Below are 15,750 nucleotides of genomic sequence, written 5' to 3'. Positions count from 1 at the left end.
GTACGGGCCGTACGGGCCGTCGCTGCTGCTGCCGCCCCTGCTACTGCCACCGCCGCGGCGACCGAAGCGGCCACTGCCACCGCCACCACCTGCGCCACGCCCGCGACCGCTGACGGCGCGGACCGCCGGGCGGACGTCGACCATGTACACGATCACGGCGATCAGGCCGATGACCGGCAGGAACGACATGATGCTGAACAGCTTCATCACCGCGGCCGCGATGCCGAGGATGATCAGCCAGAACGCCTTGGTGTTCTTGTCCGCCGCCCGATAGGCGTCCTCACGACGGATCGCCGCGTCGATGAACGCGAAGAGCGCGAAGAGGAAAAGCGCCAACGAGATCAGGCCGAACACCGAAAAGAACGCTGTGATCAGCAAGTCGTCCACCGCCTCAGTCACTGTCTGGTCATTGCCACCGTACCGGTCCTACCCACCTAACGGACCGAGCGCGCATCCGGTGCCCGGTCCATCGGTCGGCCTTCGCCTCGGTCGGCCACCCCGGAGGCGGCGGGCTACTCCGCCGGCTTCCTCGGGGTGGTACGGCGCTGGGTGGCCGACTTCTTCGGGGCGGCGGGCTTGGGTGTCTGCGTCTCCGTCTCTGCCTTCGCGGGCGCCGGCTTCGGCTTCGGCTTGGCGGCGGCCGCCGGACCGGACGGGCCGGACGCGGAGCCGGGCTTGGACTTGGGCTCCACAGCCGGGAAGTCCGCCACCTGATCGGCCGGCTCGCCGCGCCACTTCGCCACGGCGCCCTTGCCGCGCTCGGCCAGTTCGTCATACGTCTCGCGGGTGCGCACCGCGTACTCGGCGGCGCGGCCGACGCTCTGGAGCGCGAGGCCCTGCACGGACTCGCCGATCCTGCGGAAGTCCGGCCGCAGCTCCTTCAGGTCCAGGTCGGAGAACGTCTCGTTGAGCTTGCTCTGGGCGTCCTTCGCTCCCTCGGTGACGCGCTGCTGCACGTCCTTCGGGTCCGTCGCCCGCAGCTTCTCGAACCGCTCCGGCGCCTGCTCGCGCAGCTTCTCCAGCAGCCCCGGCACCTCCCGCAGCTTCTCCGCGGCCAGGTCCGCGGTGCCCGCGACCGCGTACAGCGGGGTCGGGTTGCGCAGACCCTTCACGATGTCATCGGTGATCGTCATTGCTCTCGTCCTCTTCTTCCGTACTTCGTCGCTTGCTTCGTCGCTCTTCGTCGCTCGCTCGACGGTTGCCCGCCCTGGTCCTTCCGGGTCCTTCCGGGTCCTGCCGGGTCCTGCGTGCCGCGTCCTGCGGCGCTCCCGCTATGCCTCTTCGCCGCTCGCTCTCGCCGCCCGGCTCGCCACCACCGAAGCGGCCGCCGCATCCCGCCCCGCTTCCCACGCGGCGCCCGTGCCGTCCGCCCCGTCCGGCGCCGCGGCGTTCTCCTTGCGGAAGGACTCGTAGATCTGGATCAGGACCTGCTTCTGCCGCTCGTTGATCGACGGGTCGGCCAGGATCGCCGCCGGTACCTCCAGCTCGTCCCGCTCCCGCGCGTCGAGCATCCCCGCCTGCACGTACAGGGTCTCCGCCGATATCCGCAGCGCCTTCGCCAGCTGCTGCAAGATCTCCGCGCTCGGCTTCCGCAGCCCGCGCTCGATCTGACTCAAATAGGGGTTCGACACCCCCGCGGCATCAGCGAGCTGCCGCAGGCTCAACTGCGCACTGCGCCGCTGCTCCCGCAGGAACTCCCCAAGCTCGCCCACCTTCAACGCACCCATAACCCCAGCGTGCCCCACCCAGCTAACTTTTGCAAGCAACCCGCTTGCAACTGTTTCCCCTCCCCCGCGTGACTGAGTGTGACTGAGTGTGACTGAGCACGATAGGTGTCCGTTCCCGGTATATCTGCAGCTTCCCGCCGGGTCTGCGGTGTGAAGTGAACGAGTCCCGGACAACCTGCGCAGCGAGCTGCCCCATCGGCCCGCGAGGAGGATCGAACCGGCTTCTTGGCGGTAGCGAACTGAGGGCTGCGTTCGGTGCAGGCGTCCGTGCGTTCGCCTAGCGGTGGTTTTGCCGGAAGGGCTGCGGCGGTGCCGTGCTGTCTCGTGAAGCCACGGCGAGCTGCTGATGCTGGTGCTCTCGCGCTTGGCAGTCAGGATGGCTGGACTTCGTCGAAGAGGGCTAGGGCTTCGGCGGGGTCCGGACTCACGAGGCGTTCCAGACCGGCCGTCGTGATCTTCGCCCACCTGCCGGCCCGTGCCCACATCTGTTTCTCGAAGGCGCGGACGGTCTCGTCCAGATCCTCAGGGCCGGCGGCGATGGACTCGGCGAGTTCGGCGCCTTCCAGCATCGCGAGGTTCGCACCCGCCCCCAAGGGGGGCATCAGGTGGGCGGCGTCGCCCAGGAGCGTCACCCCGGGAACGTGGGTCCAGGTGTGAGACACGGGCAGGACGTGGAGGGGGCGGTGGACGAAGGCGGTGCCGTGGCGGAGGAGGTCGAGGACAGGAGCGGCCCAGCCGTCGAACAGAGCCAGCAGACTCGATCGCACGGCCTCGACGTCGGCCAGGTCCAAGTTCGCGTGCCAGTCCAGAGGGGCGCGGAACTGGGCGTACACCTTGACGTGGCCGCCGCTGTTGCGCTGGGCGACGAGAGCCCGGTTCACGCCGTACACCGCCACGGAACCGTCGCCGACCAGCCGGGCGAGGTCGGGATGGCGGGTGTCGACGTCGTCGAGGGAGGTCTCGACATAGGTGACCCCGGTGTAGTGCGGCGTCGCCGACGAGACCGCCGGGCGGACCCGGGACCAGGCACCGTCCGCGCCGATCACCAGGTCGAACGTCTCCTGCCGCCCGTCCGCGCAATGGACCAGTACGCCGTCCCGGGTCCCTGGCACCACCTGCGTCACGCCCCGGCCCCACCGGACGTCGAGAGGGCCGAGCAGCAGATCACGGAGTTGCCCCCGGTCGATCTCGGGATGGGCCCGGTCGTCCGGACGGGGTCGCCAGTCGCGCAGGACGGTCCCGTCCGTGCCCAGGATGCGCATGGCCTGCCCCTCGGGACGGGACAGCGCCTGGAACTCCGCCAGTAGCCCCGCCTTGTCCAGCGCGAGCTGGCCCAGCCCTTCGTGCAGGTCCAGGATGCCGCCCGGGGGGCGGGCTTCCCGGGCGGGATCGCGTTCGAGGACGGTGACCGGGTGACCATGACGGTGCAGGACGCGGGCGAAGGTAAGGCCGGCAGGACCGCTCCCGACCACTGCGATGCGGTGTCTCATAGCGATACACCGTATTGCTCGTATACGGTGCAGCGCAACGGTACGGTGTGAGCATGACTGTCTGGGACCGGCCGGAACCGCCGTCTCGCCCCGTGCCACTCGACCGGGAGCGGATCGTCGCCGCCGCCATCGCACTGGCCGACGAGGGCGGGCTGGAGGCGGTGTCGGTACGCAAGGTGGCCGCCCGCCTGGACGCGGGCCCGATGCGGCTGTACAGATACATCTCCAGCAAGGAGGAGCTGTTCGACCTCATGGTGGACGAGGTTCAGGCCGAGATCCTCCCCGAGGAACAGCCCGGTGACTGGCGGGAGGCGCTGCGCGTCCTCGCCCAGCACACCAGGCAGGCCGCTCTCCGCCACACATGGCTGGCCGACCTGCTCGGCGGTCGCCCGGCCATGGGTCCGAACAGCCTCGCCGTGGCCGAGGCCACGCTGTCTGCCTTCGACAGCCTCGCCGACGTCGACACCGTCATGCGCGCCGTGGAGACGGTCAGCTCCTACTTCATCGGCGCGATCAGGCGCGAGACCGCGCACCTGCGGGCCGAGCACGCCACGGGCCTGTCCAAGCACGACTGGCAGCGCGCCCACGGCCCCCACATGACGAGCATGCTGGCCACCGGCCGCTTCCCGGCGTTGGCCAAGGCCGTGTACGACGGCACGGACGTGGACGCCGAGACATCCTTCGCAACCGGCCTGGATTGGGTCCTCGACGCCGTGGCCACCAAACTCGCCCGGCCGCCGGCGTGACGCTCAGCTCTTGCCGAAGGCCCCTCGCATCGCCTCAGCAGTTAAGAGTCACGACCCAGCGCCGGGGGATCGCGGCGGACTGTGCAATCACTCGGACGAGGGGTTTGGCCCTATTCAAGCTGCCCAGTCCCTGCAGGTCTGCAAAGTGGCATACATGGGCCTCGGTGTACTGGAGGGGACGAAGCCGTCACAAGTGAACGGCTTCGAGGTCGGCTGGCGGGACGACCATGGTGAACATCGGCTGCCGTTGGCGGATGTGGTCTCGGTGCCGTTCGAGGCCGGGCGGCCGGTCCGCAGCTTCCCGTCATATCGCGGGCAGCGGCATTTCCCTGGGTTGTACTGGTCGTCGACGACCAGTGGGCACGTGGGGTTCGAGTCCTGGCTGGAGCGGGATCACGCGATGCTGCTCGACTTCACACCGGAGGTGACGGGGCTGCTGTCGCAGCCGTTGTGGCTGTTCTGGGAGGACGATCGGGGCAAGCGGGTCTCGCACGCTCCGGACTACTTCGCTCGGTTCGAGGACGGGCGGGGGCTGGTGGTGGACTGCCGGCCCCTGGACCGGATCGACGCACGGTCGGCGGCCAAGTTCGCGGCGACACGGGCGGCTTGTGAGGCGGCGGGGTGGGGATACCGCGTCGTCGGCGAGGTGGATCCGGTGCGGATGGTGAACGTCCGCTGGCTGGCGGGATACCGGCATCCACGGTATGGGGCCGATGAGGGGCTCGCGGCCCGGTCGCTGGCCCTGTTCTCGATACCGTCGCCGCTGGTGGCACAGGCTGCGCTGCTCGGTGATCCGATCGCGGTGTTGCCGACCGTGTTCCATCTGATCTGGCTGGGACGGCTGGCAGCGGATCTGTCGCACCCCCTGTCGGATGCCACGCGGGTGTCACGTGCGGAGGCCCGGTGAGCGGGCACCCAGGGGCACGGGCAGCGTTGAGGGTCGGGGATCGGGTGCGCATGGACGACCGGCTGCACACGGTCGTGGGCCTGTCCGGGACGACCGTGCGGCTCCTCGACGAAGCCGGGTCGGCGAGCCTGGTGTTGCTGTCGCATCTACTGGTCTCGGAAGGCTTTGAGCTCATCGGCCAGGAAACCGTTCAGGGCCGCATGCCACCGTTCGCGCTCTTGGACATCGTGCCGGAGCGGGAGGCCGAGAAAGCGGCGGCCTGGGAACAGCACGTAACCGAGGTGGAGTTCGGCAAGCCGCTGGATGCCGATCCCACAGCCCTGCCTCGTCCGGAATACGACCCGGCCCGTCACACGGTGGAGGAGCGGGTGGCGGCCAAGGCGGCGGAACTGCGGGCTATCGGTTGGCAGGCGAGTGTGGGGACCGTTCAGCGGATGCGCAGGCGCTACCGCGAGCAGGGTCTGTGGGGCCTGGTCGATCACCGTGCGACTCGTCTGTCCTCACCGACGGGAAGGGCCGATGACCGGGTGGTGTCCGCCATCACGGAGATCCTGGCCGCGACAACGAACGAGTCCACTGGCACCCGCGGCCGGCTGCGTCGGCGGGTGGAGGCGCTGCTGGCGGAACGGCATGGGCCGGGCACAGTGGCGATGCCGTCGAAGTCGGCGTTCTACCGGCTCGTCGAGGCGGTGAGCGAGGGTACTCACGCCTTCGGTGAGGCCACGTCCCGCAGGTCGGCGGCTCGCCGCCCGCCAGGAGCGTTCACCCCTTCCTCGGCCTGCCGCCCCGGCGAGATGGTGCAGATCGACACGACACCGCTGGACGTGCTGGTGGTCCTGGAGGACGGGGTGAGCGGACGCCCGGAGCTCACGATCGCCGTCGACGTGGCAACGAGGTCGATCTGCGCTGCGGTGCTGCGACCGGCAGGAACCAAAGCCGTGGACGCCGCGCTGCTGCTGGCCAAGATGTTGGTCCCGGAGCCGTTGCGGCCCGGCTGGTCGGACGCGCTGGCGATGTCGGCGACGCTGATCCCCCACCGAAGGCTGCTGGACATCGACGCCCGCTTGGAGCAGGCGGCCGCCAAGCCGGTGATCGTGCCGGAGACGATCGGCATCGATCACGGCAAGGTGTTCGTCTCCGACACCTTCCTGACCGCCTGCCGGTCGCTGGGCATCTCCGTACAGCCGTCCCGCCCGGCGACCCCGACGGACAAGGGAATCGTCGAGCGGACGTTTTCCTCGATCAACACACTGTTCTGCCAGCACATCCCTGGCTACACCGGTTCGAACACGACCCGCCGGGGGGCCGAGGTCGAGGCCGTCTGGACGCTCGCGGAACTGGACGACCTGTTGCAGGAGTGGATCGTGGCCTGCTGGCAGCAGCGGCCACACGAAGGACTGCGCAGCCCGTTCCTACCGGGCCGACCGATGTCTCCCAACGACGCATATGCCCTACTGGTCTCCCGCACCGGCTACCTGCCGATGCCGCTGAGCGGCCCCGACTACCTGGAGCTGCTGCCAGCACTCTGGCGGTCGGTCAACGACTACGGCATCCGCATCGACCACCGCACCTACAACTGCCCCGGACTGAACCCGCTACGGCGCCGCTCCTCAGGAGTGACCGCCAAAGGCGGGCTCTGGGAAGTCCACTACGACCCCTACGACCTGTCCCAGGTCTGGGTACGCGACGCGCGCACCGGAAAGTGGATCACCGTTCCGTGGACACACCGGCACCTGGTATCCGCGCCGTTCGCCGACTTCACCTGGCGCCGAGCCCGGGACCTGCTCGCGACGCGGGGCCGGGACGACACCGACCAGGCCGCCGTCGCCGCCGCAGTAGACCAGTTGCTGACCCGGGCGGAAAGCGGCCCGGACCGCCGGATCGCGGCCCGCACCCGCTCCGCCCTGGAACCCGCTCGGCCCGTCGCCGCGCTGCCGCAGGCACCTGCTCCGGAAGACGTCGAGGACGAGACCACCGTCCTGGAACAGCCGCCGAACGTCATTCCCTTCGGCGTCTTCGACGCCTTCACCGACGGGAGCCGCCTGGGAGTCAGGCGCCGCCACAGGACATCGCCAACCCGCAGGCGTCGCTGACCACGAAGGAAGGCTGGCGGGCGTTCGTCGACGAGAACCCGGAACCTCCGCCGTCCCTCCCGTCCGGCACCGACCTGGACGAGGACGAACTGGAGTCCTACAGGGAATCCCGGATCGACTACCACACACGATCCGTCATCGTGAACACTCCCACGATCCGTGGTGTCGTCACCACGGGCCGCACACGCATCGTGCTCAACCGGCACCAAGTATCCGCCCGTCGCGGCCTGATCGTGTCCGGCTCGGCCGGCACCGGCAAGACCACAGCAATCACCCAGCTGGGCAAGAACGTCGAACAGATCACCCGGCGGCGCAACCCCGCCGCCGTCGGCGGACTGCCGGTCGTCTTCGTCACCGTTCCCCCGGCGGCTACCCCGAAGATGCTCGCGGGCGAGTTCGCCCGATTCCTTGGTGTCCCGCTGGAGCACCGCATGAGCCAGGTCCAGATCACCAACGCCGTCTGTGACCTGCTCGGCAGGCTCGGCACCACGCCCGTCCTGGTCGACGAGATCCACAACCTCGACCTGACCACCCGCAACGGAGCCGAGGCATCCGATCAGCTGAAGTACCTCTCGGAACGGATTGCGGCCACTTTCGTGCTTGCTGGTCTTGACGTCGAGACCAGCAGCCTGTTCCAGGGCACTCGCGGACAGCAGATCGCCGGCCGTTACACGGTCATCCCCTCCCGGCCCTTCGGCCACAAGAACCGCGCGGACAAGGAGAGCTGGCAGGCCCTGGTGGTCACCATGGAGGACTCCCTGCGACTACACGCCCATCGTCCTGGCACCTTGGCCGCCATGACCGATTACCTCCACGAGCGCACCGGCGGGCTGATCGGCAGTCTTTCCCAGTTCATCCGAGAAGCCGCGGTCGACGCCATCGACACCGGCGCAGAAAAGATCACCAAGCGCATGCTTGACGAGATCGAGCTCGACCACGCCGTCCAGAAATCCCGGCCCGATCGCCCCCGCGCCAAGTACGCCCGCAGGCCGAAGGCGGCCTGAGTGATGGAACCCTGGGAAGCCCCGGTCCGGCTCCTGCCACCTCCTCTGCCGCCTGTCCACGGGGAGGTCTTCGGCTGGTATTTGCACCGCCTCGCCGCCGCCAACCACGTGACGTCGGGCCAACTGGCGAAAACCTTGACGCCGTTCAAGAACGCGCTGATCGGCAAGCGGACGGACACGTTATGGCGCTGGACTCCGATGGTTCTGCCGCGGCTGGCACTCCTGACGGGTCTCGCTCCCGAGACCCTTCGGATGCTGCTGCCAGCGATCTCCCGGATTGAGGCGCGTACCGGAGGCGAGGTGATCCGCTACCGGCGGCGTCTCTACGTCGCGTGCTCACACTGCATGCACCGCCGTGGAATCACCGGACCAGTCCTCGCGCATCGCCCCGCCGACCTCCAGCTCTGCCGTCGGCACGGCATCTGGCTCGACGGCAACCGCCAATACCGTGTCGGCCACCTTCCAGAACTTTTCACCGCTCAACACAGGCACCGGCGAATCGCTCGCCGCTTCCCCGACACCCTGGAAGCAGCGACAAAGGAAGCGCAGCACATGGTCCGATCCTGGCTTCTGAACAAGAAGCAGCCCCACCTGCTCTCACGCTGGAACGACCGTCTCGCTCAGCTCCCTCCCAAGGAGGCCGCCTACGAGAACATCATCAGGCGACGCGTCGACGAGCGGGAGTACATCGCCACCTACCCGGAGTTCGTCACCATGCTCGGCATGGTGGCCGACCCTGCTTGGCGAGCACGACGGGCGCCCCGCCGATGGGTGAACCTCAGCCAGCACCGGCGCACGATCGACGCCGCCTACGCAGAAGCCGAGCACCGGCTCAACGTCCCCTCTCTCCGCGAGAATCGCCACTCACGCACCTTCTTCAACGACGCCCTCTTCCGCTGGACCGACTCATTGGGAAGGTCGCTGATGCTGGTGATGTCCCCGGAGGACCACAACGCCCTACGAGATGATTCCCAGTGGAACTGAGAAGCCCCAGGCCAGAGCCCTTCGGCCGGACAGAACTACTGGGACTGCCCCACCTCACACCCGAACGGGCTCACCGCTGTTCAGATCCACTGGGTCCTCCACGCTCCCAAGGGTCCCAGCTGAAATGACAAGGCGCAGATCAGGAGCACCTCATCGACTCAGATCTTCTGGGAACGGACAGCCTGGTCTGGTCCCAAGCGGGGGCTGTCAGCGGCGGCTGTCAGGATTCCTGCTTGTCACCACAGTCAGGAGAAGGAATGGGCACCTGAGACGTCGGCCCCTTCGAGAACGACACCGCAGGGGACTTCGAGCTGGCACGCCTTCCAGGAGTTCCGGGACCGCGTGATAGATCCGGCCCCCTGACTCGGCGAGGCGGAGCCCGCGGACTGACGACGGCTGCCGTGACAACCGATGGCGGCGGCTGGCACCGTGAGGCAGATGGGTACGGATGAGACGGTGCCGGCCGAGGACGGGACGCGGCTGTGGGCGACGCGGAGCGGCGCGGGGGATCCCGTGGTGTTCTGTCACGGCGGTCCCGGACTGTGGGACTTCTTGGACGACCTGGCCGGGCTGTTGACGGATCGTGCCACCGTGTACCGCTGGGACCAACGCGGATGCGGGCGGTCGCAACGGCGCGGGCCGTACTCGGTCGCCCGGTCGGTGGCCGATCTGGACGCCGTCCGCCGCCACTTCGGGCTGGAGCGGATGGCGCTCCTGGGCCATTCGTACGGCGCTCAACTGGCCCTGCAGTACGCGCTGGACCATCCCGAACGGGTGAGCAGGCTGGTCTACGTCTCCGGCAGCGGGATCGACGACCGCGACACCTGGCTGCCGGTCTACCAGCGGAACCTGCGTGCCAACCTCGGTGCGGACCTGGACCGTTGGGAGGCGCTCGGCGACCGCGAGCAGCGCACCGAGGCGGAGGAACGGGAGTGGTGCGTACTGCAGTGGTCGGCCGACTATGCCGACCGGGAGAAGGCGCGGGAACGGGCCGAGGAATCGGCCACACCCTGGTTCGGCGTCAACTTCGCCTGCAACGCGACCGTCAACGCCGACGTCCGCCGCACCTCGGGCACACCCGAACTGCTCGCGGCCTGCCAGAAGTTGGAGATGCCCGTGCTGATCGTGCACGGCGCCGAGGACATCCGGCCGGACTGGGCGCTCGACTCGTTGGAGCGAGCCCTCCCCCGGGTCTCCCGGACACTGCTCGACGGCGCCGGCCACCTCCCCTGGGTGGAGCGGCCCCACGCGTTCCGCGCCGCGGTCGGCGACTTCCTTGCACGCGAACTCCCCCTCCACGGAAGGTGAGTTCGCCGGCGGACCGACGTGGTTCCGCCCGTGGACGCACCGGTGGACGCGCCGGTGCTACGGACCTTCGTGGCGCAGGGATCGTAGGGGTGGGGTGGTGAGGGCGGCGAGGCCGGCCAGGCAGGCGAGGGTGGCGCAGAGGGCGATAGCGGCTCTGGGGCCGGAGGCGTGTGCGAGCCAGCCGAGGGCGTTGTTGCCGACCACCAGGGCGAGGCTCTGGACGAGTGCGAGGAGCGACTGGACGCGGGACAGGTGCGTGTCGGGGGCGCCCGCGAGGACCAGGGGGCCCAGGTGGCAGGCGAACATGCCCGAGCCGGTGCCGACGAGGACGGCCGCGGCGACGGCGGCGGCCGGGGCGGACGCCGGAACGGTCGCGAGCGCGGCGGCCCCCAGCGCCGCGGACAGCAGCCCCAGGCCCGCGCCCGCGCCGATCCGCCGCAGCGGTCCCCTGCGGGCGGCCACCAGCGCGGCCAGGAGTACGCCGACGCCCTGACCGGCGGCGACCAGGCCCGCCGTACCCGGCCCCCAGCCGTCGGACCGCGCCAGCAGCGGCGCGAGCAGGCCGACCACGGGGAGCACTCCGGCGGCGGCCACGGCCGTCAGGAGCAGCGCGGGACGCAGCACGGAATCGGCCGCGGCCAGCCGCACCCCGCCGACGATCCCCGCGAACAGGCCTTCCGTACGCGGGACTTCCCGGCCCGGGTCTTCCCGACGCTGGTCCCCGCCCGGGACTTCCGGACGCGGCGACCGTCGCGCCTCGGCGGCCGGCCGCACCCACGCCATGACGGCGAGGACCGCCGCGAACGTGGCCGCGTCGACCAGTGCGGTGCCGCTCAGGCCCGCCACCGCGACCAGCACCGCCCCCAGCGGAGCCCCGAGCAGGGCGGCGACCTGGCCGCCGGCCTGCCGGACGGCCAGCGCCCGGGGCAGTTGCTCCTTGCCCACCAGGCGGCGCGGCATGGACCCCGTCGCGGGCAGGTAGAACGCGTCCCCCGTCCCGACGACCGCGGCGAACCCGAGCAGCATCGCCGGCGGCGTACCCCACGCACGGCCCGCCGCGGCGAGAGCGAGTACGGCCGCGAGCATCACCACGTCCCCGGCGATCATCACCCGGCGCGCCCCGAAGCGGTCCCCGACCGCCCCGCCCAGCAGCAGGAACACGGTCCGGGGCAGCGTGATCGCGGTCAGCACCAGCGCGGCCGTCCGGCCGCCGTGCGCACTGGCCGCCCACCCCAGGGCGAAGGCGAGAGCCGCGTCACCGGCCAGCGAGGCCCGGGTCCCCGCGAGCCAGAGCAGGTACGACCGGGGAAGCGCCGTCCGCGCGGGTGGGGGGACGACCGGGTCAGTGGTGTCGAGTGAGGCCATGGCCGCCGACCGTAGGGCCCTCAAGTCGGTCGAGGGCCAGTCCGCACTCCGCACAACGCACCGCGAGGAGTTCGCCCGCGCGGGTACGAGCACGCACCCGGAACGTGGGCCCGGGGGGCGCCCCGCCCGGACCACGCCCCCCAACCACGCCCGCTACCTGCTGAGTTCGGCCGGTTCGTCCAGCCGCGTCAACTTCCGCGGGTTCCGCACCACATAGATCCGGGTGACCCGCCCGTCCGCCACCACGAGGCTCACCGCGGTCGGCTCGCCGTCGATCTCGATCCGGCCCGCCGGCGCGCCGTTGAGCCACACGGTCTCCGCCGCGAACCCGGCCACGACCTGGTTCGCACGCGCGAGCAGCGCCGCGACCCGTTCGGCGCCGTACACCGGCACGCGCGCGGCGGCCGCGAGACCGCCCCCGTCGGCGATCATGACCACGTCGGGCGCGATGACCTCCATCAGCTCCCCCAACTGCCCGGTGCGCAAAGCGGCCATGAACCGCTCCACCACGACTTGCTGCTCCGACCGGCTCACCCGCACCCGCGGCCGCCGAGCCGCCACGTGCTCGCGCGCCCGCCGCGCGATCTGCCGCACCGCGGCCGCCGACTTCCCGACCGCGTCGGCGATCTCGCCGTACGGCAGCTCGAACACCTCGCGGAGCACGAACACCGCCCGCTCGGTCGGCCCGAGCGTCTCCAGCACGGTCAGCATCGCCATCGAGACGCTCTCCGCGAGTTCGACGTCGTCGGCGACGTCAGGGCTGGTCAGCAAGGGTTCCGGCAGCCACTCGCCGACGTAGTCCTCACGCCGGCGCGACAGCGTGCGCAGCCGGTTGAGCGCCTGCCGCGCGACGAGCCGGACCAGGTAGGCCCGCGGGTCGCGCACCTGCGCCGCGTCGACGCCGGCCCACCGCAGCCAGGACTCCTGGAGCACGTCCTCCGCGTCGGCCGCCGACCCGAGGATCTCGTAGGCGACGGTGAACAGCAGGCTGCGATGGGCGACGAACGGGTCCGTGGTCACCGCGTCGACACGGCGCCGGACGCCTGCGGGGCTGCGGCCAACGGGACTTCACACGCGGCGGAGTAGCCCTGCGACTCGATGCCGAGCGCCGAGTTGCTCCTGGTCGCGAGGTTGGCGAAGGCGATGACCACGGTGAGCTCGACCATCGCCGCCGGGCCGAGCCGCTCCAGCAGGCGCGCGGACAACTCGTCGGTGACGGTCGGCGGCGTGTTCGTCATGGCCTCCGCGTACTCCAGCACCTCCCGCTCCAGTGGCGTGAAGACGTCCGCCTCGCGCCAGCGCGGCACCTGGCTCGCCTTGGCCAGGTCCAGATCCTGGTTCTGCGCCTGGAAGTAGCCGATGTCGAGGCACCAGCTACAGCCGACCTGTGCCGCGACGGCCATGTGCGCGAACGACTTGAGGCTCGCGTCGGCCGCGTCCCACCGCCCCACCTTCCCCCCGAACTCCAGGTTGTCCTGTGCGATTGCCGGGCTGTGCCAGGTCACCTCGACGGGCTCCGGCACGGCACCGAGCTGCTCGATCATCTTCTCGCGGAGTTCGGCGGGAACTTCCGCCTTCGGCACGCGTAGCACCATGGTGTCCTCCTTGGACGTCTGCCTGTTCGACATGAAGACACCGCCGGGACCGCGGTTGTGACAGTCGTCAGCGCTGGTGACGGTCGTCGGTTCCTGTGCGGCCGGCATCGCACGGGACAGCGGGTCCGACTCGGCCGGTCACTCGACGCGTTGGAGGCAGTCGACGGCGAAGGTGTCGTACGACGACGTGCGGAGGGCGGCGAGGTGGAAGAGCTCGGGCGTCCGGCGAGCGTACGGGCCCGGCGCCGCCGTCAGCCGGGGGTCCGGCCGGGGCTGCGGCCGGGGCTGCGGCCGGGTCGGGCGAGGGCCGCGCCCGGGCCGGTGAGGAGGGCTTCGGCGTGCTTGCGGAAGGAGGTCACCAGGCGGGTGCGGTCGCCGGCGCGGGTGGCCAGCACCACATGGCTCGGCTCGACACCCTCCAGCGGGATCACGGCGAGGTCGGGGCGCGGGCCGAACGTGCCGGAGCCGAGCGGCACGATCGCCACGGCCTGCCCGGCGGCGACCAGCTCGATCTTGTCCTCGACGGAGTCCACCACGGGACCGCCGGGCGCCGAACTGCCGTCGGGCCGGGGATCGACCCGCCAGAAGGCGTTCCAGGCCGGGTCGGCGGCGCGCGGCATGGGCTCGTCGGCGATGTCGTCGAGGGTGACCGATTCCCGCCCGGCCAGGCGGTGGTCGTACGGCACCCGCAGGCCGCGCGGCTCGTCGTAGAGGACCGTCACGTGCAACTGGCCGGTGGCGAACGGAAGTCGGGCCACCACCGCGTCCACCCGGTGGTCGAGCAGCGCCTCGCGCGGTTCGTGCCAGGCCAGGTGCAGGGTGCGCACGTCGGCGTCCGGGTGCTTGCGGCGCAGCTCGCGCACGGCCGGGGTGACGATGATGTTCGCGATGTAGCCGACGGTGACACGGCTGGGCTCGGCGGCGGCACGGGCCCGCGCGGAAGCCTGGGCGGCGGACCGCAGCAGCGCCGTCGCGAGCGGGAGGAAGATCTCGCCGGCCCCGGTGAGCCGGCTGCCCTGCGGGGTGCGGTCCAGCAGACGGGCGCCGACCTGCTCCTCAAGGCGGCTGATCTGCCGGCTCAGCGACGACTGGGTGAGGTGGAGCGCCGCGGCGGCCCGTCCGAAGTGCCGGTACTCGGCGACAGCGGCGAAGGAGCGCACGAGCCGCAGGTCGAGGTCCTCGCGGGGCGCCGACAGGTCCGTCATGAGGTCAGCGTAGCGGCCGCACTCGGCCGGTTCGCCGCCCATGGGCCAGGTGAGCTGTGGTGATGCGGATATCGGGATGCGCGTTCCGGAACACTCATCGGACCCACGGCGCCGCGCGCCCGCAAGCTAGCAGCATGGGCCGGGCACCGCCGTACGGCCGTCCCGGACGCACCGCGGACGGCCCTGTCCGTACCAACGCGACCAGAGTGACCCGAACGAGCGGAACGAGCGGAAACGTTGAACGAGATCTGGATTCTGGGAGCGACCGGCCGGACCGGTCGCGCGATCGCCGCCCGCCTGGCGGCGGGTGACGCCCCGCTGGTTCTGGTGGGACGCGACGCCGCGCGGCTGCGCGAGCTGGCCGGGACGATCGGTGGGGCCGCGCGGACCGTGGTGATCGGCTCGGCCGCCGGAACTACCGGGTCCGGCGGTACGAATGACGCCAATGGCCCAGCCGGCACCCATGGATCCGTCGGTGCCAATGGCACGGCAGGCGCCAATGGTGCAGCCCGTACCAATGGCACAAGTGGCGCTCGCGTTGGCCATGCCAACGGCACCGCCGACACCGTCGCTGCCATCGCCGCACAGCTCGCGGCGGCCGCCCCCGCCGTGGTCGTCAACACGATCGGTCCCTTCACCGAGACGGCGTTGCCGATCGCCCGCGCATGCCCGCCGGGCACCCACTACCTCGACCTCGCCAACGAACTCTTCGCGGTCACCGGGCTGCTCGGGTTGCACGACGAGGCCGCGACAGACGGCCGATGCCTGGTGACCGGCGTCGGCTTCGGCGTACTCGCCACCGAGAGCGTCGTGCTGAAGCTGTGCGCCGGTCGGCCCGCGCCCGCGCGGGTGCGGGTCGACGCGCTGTCGGCGATCGAGGACGAGCCCGGCCCGATCGGCCCCGCGCTGGCGGCGAGCATCATCGACGCGATCTCGGTCGGCGGGCGCCGCTACGAGCAGGGCCGGCTCGTGTCCGCCCGGCTCGGCGGCGACTTCGAACGGTTCACCCTGCCCGACGGCTCGGCCGCCCACAGCGCCGGCGGCCCGTCCGGCGAACTGGAGGCCGCCCACCGCGCCAGCGGGGCGCCCTTCGTCGTCGCCGCGTCGGGCGCGATGCCGGCCGGGCGGGCAATCCGCGCGGTGCTGCCGGCGGCGGCCGTACTGCTGGCGCGCCGATCGCTCGGCAATGCGGTGAAGCGCCGCTTCGCGCGGATCCGGGTCGGAGCGGGCAGGTTGGACCGGAAGTTCTCGTGGGCGCGGGCCGTGGTCGAGGACACCGACGGCCGCACCCGCGAGGGGTGGCTGCGGGCGGGCGGCGGCATGGGG

Annotated in this window: 15 protein-coding genes; 7 read left to right on the top strand and 8 right to left on the bottom strand. The window is 70.9% G+C overall.

The window, feature by feature from the left end:
* From AC13HU_RS13685 to AC13HU_RS13670, 4 genes are all read right to left on the bottom strand, one after another.
* Nucleotides 1-378: DUF2516 family protein (locus AC13HU_RS13685; protein WP_483042106.1), on the bottom strand; the 378-nt coding region annotated here is incomplete at its 3' end.
* Nucleotides 379-512: 134 nt separating this feature from the next.
* Nucleotides 513-1,133, bottom strand: coding sequence for a hypothetical protein (locus AC13HU_RS13680; protein ID WP_483042103.1), 621 nt, complete (start codon nucleotides 1,131-1,133; stop codon nucleotides 513-515).
* 138 nt (nucleotides 1,134-1,271) lie between these two features.
* Complete coding sequence (locus AC13HU_RS13675) at nucleotides 1,272-1,727, bottom strand: helix-turn-helix domain-containing protein (RefSeq protein WP_483042102.1); 456 nt, start codon at nucleotides 1,725-1,727, stop codon at nucleotides 1,272-1,274.
* Nucleotides 1,728-2,098: 371 nt separating this feature from the next.
* Entirely contained in the window at nucleotides 2,099-3,217 is a 1,119-nt protein-coding gene (locus tag AC13HU_RS13670; protein ID WP_483042101.1) for an FAD-dependent oxidoreductase, read from the bottom strand.
* Nucleotides 3,218-3,270: 53 nt separating this feature from the next.
* Between AC13HU_RS13670 and AC13HU_RS13665 the strand changes: the two genes are divergently transcribed.
* The 6 genes from AC13HU_RS13665 (at nucleotide 3,271) to AC13HU_RS13640 (ending at nucleotide 10,259) form a co-directional block, all read left to right on the top strand.
* Nucleotides 3,271-3,963, top strand: coding sequence for a TetR/AcrR family transcriptional regulator (locus tag AC13HU_RS13665; protein ID WP_483042100.1), 693 nt, complete (start codon nucleotides 3,271-3,273; stop codon nucleotides 3,961-3,963).
* Between the two features lie 193 nt (nucleotides 3,964-4,156).
* Nucleotides 4,157-4,870 carry a TnsA-like heteromeric transposase endonuclease subunit gene (locus tag AC13HU_RS13660; RefSeq protein WP_483042099.1) on the top strand — a complete coding sequence of 238 codons (714 nt, stop codon included), beginning with the start codon at nucleotides 4,157-4,159 and terminating at the stop codon, nucleotides 4,868-4,870.
* A gap of 50 nt (nucleotides 4,871-4,920) precedes the next feature.
* Nucleotides 4,921-6,963 carry a transposase gene (locus AC13HU_RS13655; RefSeq protein WP_483042098.1) on the top strand — a complete coding sequence of 681 codons (2,043 nt, stop codon included), beginning with the start codon at nucleotides 4,921-4,923 and terminating at the stop codon, nucleotides 6,961-6,963.
* Entirely contained in the window at nucleotides 6,939-7,967 is a 1,029-nt protein-coding gene (locus tag AC13HU_RS13650; RefSeq protein WP_483042105.1) for an AAA family ATPase, read from the top strand. The genes AC13HU_RS13655 and AC13HU_RS13650 overlap by 25 nt, the downstream gene beginning before the upstream one ends.
* A 3-nt stretch (nucleotides 7,968-7,970) precedes the next feature.
* Nucleotides 7,971-8,951 carry a TniQ family protein gene (locus AC13HU_RS13645; protein ID WP_483042097.1) on the top strand — a complete coding sequence of 327 codons (981 nt, stop codon included), beginning with the start codon at nucleotides 7,971-7,973 and terminating at the stop codon, nucleotides 8,949-8,951.
* A 438-nt stretch (nucleotides 8,952-9,389) separates the two neighbouring features.
* Nucleotides 9,390-10,259: an alpha/beta fold hydrolase gene (locus tag AC13HU_RS13640; RefSeq protein WP_483042096.1), complete on the top strand. Its 870-nt coding sequence runs from the start codon at nucleotides 9,390-9,392 to the stop codon at nucleotides 10,257-10,259.
* Nucleotides 10,260-10,316: 57 nt separating this feature from the next.
* On the opposite strand, the gene AC13HU_RS13635 is transcribed toward AC13HU_RS13640, so the two are convergent.
* The 4 genes from AC13HU_RS13635 to AC13HU_RS13620 all read right to left on the bottom strand — a co-directional run bounded on the left by AC13HU_RS13635 (nucleotide 10,317) and on the right by AC13HU_RS13620 (nucleotide 14,424).
* On the bottom strand, nucleotides 10,317-11,624 hold the full coding sequence (locus AC13HU_RS13635; RefSeq protein ID WP_483042095.1) for an MFS transporter: 1,308 nt from the start codon (nucleotides 11,622-11,624) through the stop codon (nucleotides 10,317-10,319).
* A gap of 153 nt (nucleotides 11,625-11,777) precedes the next feature.
* A complete protein-coding gene (locus tag AC13HU_RS13630) occupies nucleotides 11,778-12,644 on the bottom strand; it encodes an RNA polymerase sigma-70 factor (protein WP_483042094.1) in 867 nt (288 codons plus the stop codon).
* A complete protein-coding gene (locus tag AC13HU_RS13625; RefSeq protein WP_483042104.1) occupies nucleotides 12,641-13,219 on the bottom strand; it encodes a carboxymuconolactone decarboxylase family protein in 579 nt (192 codons plus the stop codon). The genes AC13HU_RS13630 and AC13HU_RS13625 overlap by 4 nt, the downstream gene beginning before the upstream one ends.
* Before the next feature lie 251 nt (nucleotides 13,220-13,470).
* Entirely contained in the window at nucleotides 13,471-14,424 is a 954-nt protein-coding gene (locus AC13HU_RS13620) for a LysR family transcriptional regulator (RefSeq protein WP_483042093.1), read from the bottom strand.
* A 237-nt stretch (nucleotides 14,425-14,661) separates the two neighbouring features.
* Between AC13HU_RS13620 and AC13HU_RS13615 the strand changes: the two genes are divergently transcribed.
* The coding region (locus AC13HU_RS13615; protein ID WP_483042092.1) for a saccharopine dehydrogenase family protein at nucleotides 14,662-15,750 on the top strand (1,089 nt) is incomplete at its 3' end.

It is taken from the genome of Streptomyces sp. NH27, assembly GCF_056859195.1.
This window is presented reverse-complemented; position numbering and strand designations above follow the sequence as displayed.